Below are 4,487 nucleotides of genomic sequence, written 5' to 3' on the forward strand. Positions count from 1 at the left end.
GCCCGCAACCACCACCTGAAAGCGCTAAAACGGCACTTCTGGCCAATTTGGCCCCGTCATGCTAGAATATTGGGCTCTGCGGAAATCCGTCTGCAGAACTCAATAAAGAGGTCTTACATGTACGCGGTCATAAAAACCGGTGGCAAACAATACAAGGTTGCTACTGGAGAAAAAATTAAAGTAGAACAGATTGCTGCGGACGTAGGCCAAGAGATCGTTATTGACCAGGTATTGGCTGTCGGCACCGGCAGCACAATCACGGTTGGTACGCCCTTGGTGTCCGGCGCCACTGTTACAGTCACTGTCCTTTCCCAGGGTAGGCACGACAAGGTTCGCATTTTCAAAATGCGCCGTCGCAAGCACTACCAAAAGCGTCAGGGCCACCGGCAAAACTACACGGAACTGCAAATCGGCGCCATCGCCGGTTAAGCAGGGACGTACCAGGAGTAACGAAAAATGGCACAGAAAAAAGGCGGCGGCTCTACGCGAAACGGGCGTGATTCACAGCCCAAAATGCTCGGCGTCAAGAAATTTGGCGGTGAAGTCATTAACGCAGGCAGCATCATTGTGCGCCAGCGTGGCACCAAGTTCCACCCAGGCGTCAATGTCGGCATCGGCAAAGACCACACGCTGTTCGCGCTGGTTGACGGCTCGGTCTCGTTTTCCATCAAGGGTGCGCTGAACAAGCACACCGTGAATGTGACCCCGGCGTAAGCTGATCACTTCGATAAGTCACTTCGACTGAAACGAAGCCCCGACCTGTCGGGGCTTTTTTGTTTGTAAACTTGATCTCCGGCCCCTGACGCCCCCTGTTTTAACCGCAGCACTCCATCATGAAATTTGTTGACGAAGCCTTTATTGACATTGCCGCAGGCGATGGCGGGAGTGGCTGCGTCTCCTTCAGCCACGAAAAGTACAAGGAGTTCGGCGGCCCAAACGGTGGCGACGGCGGACGCGGCGGTCATGTGTACGCGGTGGCCGACATCAACCTGAACACGCTGGTGGACTTCCGGTTTTCACGCCGCCACGAGGCCCGTAACGGCCAGCATGGCATGGGTTCCGACATGTTCGGCGCCAAGGGCGACGACATCATCCTGAAGATGCCGGTAGGAACCATCCTGACCGACGGCGAAACCGGGGAAGTACTTTACGAATTGCTGGTTCCCGGTGAACAGGTGCTGATCGCCAAGGGCGGCGACGGCGGCTTCGGCAACCTGCGCTTCAAAAGCTCGACCAACCGCGCGCCACGCAGCAAGACACCCGGCTGGCCCGGCGAGCGAAAAAGCCTCAAGCTCGAACTCAAGGTACTGGCCGACGTCGGCTTGCTGGGCATGCCCAATGCCGGCAAGTCCACCTTCATTTCGGCCGTGTCGAACGCGCGCCCGCGCATTGCAGACTACCCTTTCACCACCCTGCATCCCAACCTCGGCGTGGTACGCGTGGGCCCGGAACAAAGCTTCGTGGTGGCAGATCTTCCCGGMCTGATCGAGGGTGCTTCGGAAGGCGCCGGCCTGGGCCACCTGTTCCTCCGGCATCTGCAGCGCACCCGCCTGCTGTTGCATATTGTCGACATGGCGCCTTTCGATGAAGGCGTGGACCCGGTGGCGCAAGCCAAGGCGATTGTGGGCGAACTCAAGAAATACGACGAAGCCCTTTACGACAAACCACGCTGGCTCGTCCTCAACAAGCTCGACATGGTGGACAAGGACAAACGTGCCGCGCTCGTGAAGGACTTCGTCAAACGCTTCAAGTTCAAGGGCCCCGTCTTCGAAATCTCGGCCTTGACGCGCGAGGGTTGCGAGCAGCTGGTCAAAACCATTTACCAGCATGTGAAGAGCGTCCAGAAAAGCGAGCAGCCGGTGGAAGAGGTTGATCCGCGATTTGCCGAACTGCCGCCGGAATCCCCGTAACGGCCTTTCCCCGCTGATTTTCGGGCAAACGCCGCCGGCATTTGCTATATAAACGATAGCTGCTTGCGCCCGCCCTGATTGGGCTAGAGCCCTAAAATACACTTAAATGCAAGAACAAACCGGCTCCTTGGTCCTGCGCAACGCCAAACGCATCGTGGTGAAGGTGGGCTCCAGCCTGGTCACCAACGAAGGGCGCGGGCTGGATTCCGTGGCCATCGGCCAGTGGTGCGAGCAGCTGGCAGCCCTCGTGAAGGACGGCCGGGAGGTCATCATGGTCAGCAGCGGCGCCATTGCCGAGGGCATGAAACGCCTGGGCTGGGCGACCCGGCCCAAGGCCATCCATGAGCTGCAGGCGGCCGCCGCCGTGGGCCAGATGGGTCTGGTCCAGGTTTATGAAACCAAGCTGCGCGAAAACGGCATCGGCAGCGCCCAGGTCCTGCTGACGCACGCCGACCTGGCCGACCGCGAACGCTACCTCAATGCACGCTCCACCCTGCTGGCGCTGTTGCAGCTTGGCGTAGTACCCGTCATCAACGAAAACGACACCGTCGTCAATGACGAGATCAAGTTTGGCGACAACGACACGCTGGGCGCACTGGTCGCCAACCTGGTGGAAGCCGATGCGCTGGTCATCCTCACCGACCAGCGCGGCCTCTACACCGCTGATCCGCGCAAGGACCCGGCCGCACAGTTTGTGCATGAGGCCAAGGCCGGCGACGCAGCGCTGGAGACCATGGCGGGAGGCGCAGGTTCCAGCATTGGCAAGGGCGGCATGATCACCAAGATCCTGGCCGCCAAACGCGCCGCGGGCTCAGGCGCATCGACAGTTATCGCCTGGGGCCGCGAGCCGCAAGCGCTGGTCCGGCTCACCCGGGGCGAGCCCATCGGCACGCTGCTGGTGGCGCAAACCCAGAAGATGCAGGCCCGCAAGCAATGGATGGCCGATCACCTGCAAATGCGGGGCTCAGTCACCGTGGACGCAGGCGCCGTGGGCAAGGTGCGCGATGAGGGAAAAAGCCTGCTGCCCATCGGCATGACGGCCGTTCAGGGGGAGTTTTCACGCGGCGATGTCATCGCCATCAGGGATCCCGGAGGCGCCGAGATCGCGCGCGGCCTGGCCAATTACTCAAGCGCCGAAGCCCGCATGATCTGCCGCAAGGCATCGTCAGAGTTCGAAAAACTGCTGGGCTACACGGGCGAACCCGAAATGGTTCACCGCACCAACCTGGTATTGAGCCGCTAGGTTTGCCGGGCGCCACGCTGCGGCGTCGCAGCCGCGAGCCCTCGCCTATTCCCGGGTCCTGAAATTCGGGTTCTTCAGCCGCGACACCATCAGGTCCACTGTTTGCACAGGTGCCGCGCTGTCGCAGGCGCCGGCCCTGGCCAAACGGAAAGCATGCTTGGACGGCATATTGCCGAACACCGACTTCCACTCCGGATTGCTGACGTTGGTCCATTTGCCGTCTGAATAGCGGGCATAGGTCTTGAATTCGCCGGTGCTGCAGCGTATGCCTTCGTACATCACATTGCGTGCGCCGCTGGCATTCGAGGCCACGATCACGTAGCGCACGACGCTGTCCTTGTTCGAAATCTGGATGGTCGCAGGGTCCACGCCGTACACCAGCTGGGAATTGGGCGACACCTCAAACGTGACGAGTTTGGTGAGGTCGAAGGCCGGCGGCGCCGAAACGCTGTCTTCTTTCCACTCTTCGGGATCATCCGCCGGGGCCACGGCCCATGATGTACAGCTGATCCCCAGCAAAAGCGTGGCGGCCACAAGGGCGGGTTTGAGATTCATGGTTTGGTTGGTTGGCTGTTCGCATCCAGGCTGGTCTGCGGATCGGGTTCAAAAGTGGCGCCGGGCGGCAATTCAAACGACGCCCCCAGCCGTGTCAGTGGTGCATGAAAGGGCTCGCCAGCGGGCGGAAAACCGCCCTCGCCGGCCTGGCCCGCGTGGTCACGCTGATGCAAGCCCCCGCGCAAATAACGGTTGCGGTGGTCGGGGCGCTGCTCGAAACGCGCGTCCGTGCGCGGAACGAACCGCGACAGCTCGGTCAGGGCCATTTCGTACACGCCGCGCTTGAACTCAACCACCACGTCCAGCGGCACCCAGTAGTCGTTCCAGCGCCAGGCATCGAACTCCGGATGGTCTGTGGCGCGCAGGTTCAAGTCCCAGTCGTGGCCGACCAGTTGCAGCAGGAACCAGATTTGTTTCTGGCCTTTGTAATGTCCGCGCGCATCGCGGCGGATGAACCGGTCAGGCACCTCATAGCGCAACCAGTCTCGGGTTCGGGCCAGCACATTCACATGCTGCGGCATCAGCCCCACTTCTTCATGCAACTCGCGGTACATGGCCTGCTCGGGATTTTCGCCCCGGTCAATGCCACCCTGCGGAAACTGCCACGAGTGGGTACGGATACGTTTGCCCCAAAATACCTGACTTCTCTGGTTGAGCAAGATGATGCCGACGTTGGGCCTAAAGCCGTCCCGGTCAAGCATAATCAAACCTCAATTTTTTAAACTGAGTCCATTATGCACAGCGAAGGCCCCAGCGCCAAGCGCACGGCGGGCTGCAGC

The 4,487-nt window shown here is 60.6% G+C and carries 6 protein-coding genes; 4 read left to right on the forward strand and 2 right to left on the reverse strand.

Annotated features, from left to right (window positions below; all coding sequences use genetic code 11):
- Positions 1-117 precede the first annotated feature (117 nt).
- The 4 genes from rplU (at position 118) to proB (ending at position 3,153) form a co-directional block, all read left to right on the forward strand.
- Positions 118-429 (forward strand): 50S ribosomal protein L21, encoded by a 312-nt coding sequence (rplU, locus tag AC1D1X_RS16300; RefSeq protein ID WP_122955355.1) that lies wholly within the window; start codon positions 118-120, stop codon positions 427-429.
- Positions 430-456: 27 nt separating this feature from the next.
- Positions 457-714, forward strand: a complete 258-nt coding sequence (gene rpmA / locus AC1D1X_RS16305; RefSeq protein ID WP_457279679.1) for a 50S ribosomal protein L27 — start codon at positions 457-459, stop codon at positions 712-714.
- A 119-nt stretch (positions 715-833) separates the two neighbouring features.
- A complete protein-coding gene (gene cgtA, locus AC1D1X_RS16310) occupies positions 834-1,910 on the forward strand; it encodes an Obg family GTPase CgtA (RefSeq protein WP_477649123.1) in 1,077 nt (358 codons plus the stop codon).
- Positions 1,911-2,016: 106 nt separating this feature from the next.
- The gene (gene proB, locus AC1D1X_RS16315) at positions 2,017-3,153 is read left to right on the forward strand and encodes a glutamate 5-kinase (RefSeq protein WP_477669838.1); all 1,137 of its coding nucleotides are present in this window, start codon (positions 2,017-2,019) and stop codon (positions 3,151-3,153) included.
- Between the two features lie 45 nt (positions 3,154-3,198).
- Here the strand turns inward: proB and AC1D1X_RS16320 are convergent, their stop codons facing one another.
- A complete protein-coding gene (locus AC1D1X_RS16320) occupies positions 3,199-3,708 on the reverse strand; it encodes a CNP1-like family protein (RefSeq protein WP_477669839.1) in 510 nt (169 codons plus the stop codon).
- The gene (locus AC1D1X_RS16325) at positions 3,705-4,409 is read right to left on the reverse strand and encodes an RNA pyrophosphohydrolase (RefSeq protein WP_477670208.1); all 705 of its coding nucleotides are present in this window, start codon (positions 4,407-4,409) and stop codon (positions 3,705-3,707) included. Before AC1D1X_RS16325 ends, AC1D1X_RS16320 begins: the two co-directional genes overlap by 4 nt.
- Positions 4,410-4,487 lie beyond the last annotated feature (78 nt).

The sequence above is a fragment of the Polaromonas sp. P1_G4 genome (assembly GCF_056405475.1).

Bases quoted from the DNA above. Each gene is read 5' to 3' on its own strand.
- AC1D1X_RS16325 (WP_477670208.1), bottom strand. From the start codon at position 4,409: ATGCTTGACCGGGACGGCTTTAGGCCCAACGTCGGCATCATCTTGCTC.
- AC1D1X_RS16320 (WP_477669839.1), bottom strand. From the start codon at position 3,708: ATGAATCTCAAACCCGCCCTTGTGGCCGCCACGCTTTTGCTGGGGATC.
- rplU (WP_122955355.1), top strand. From the start codon at position 118: ATGTACGCGGTCATAAAAACCGGTGGCAAACAATACAAGGTTGCTACT.
- proB (WP_477669838.1), top strand. From the start codon at position 2,017: ATGCAAGAACAAACCGGCTCCTTGGTCCTGCGCAACGCCAAACGCATC.
- rpmA (WP_457279679.1), top strand. From the start codon at position 457: ATGGCACAGAAAAAAGGCGGCGGCTCTACGCGAAACGGGCGTGATTCA.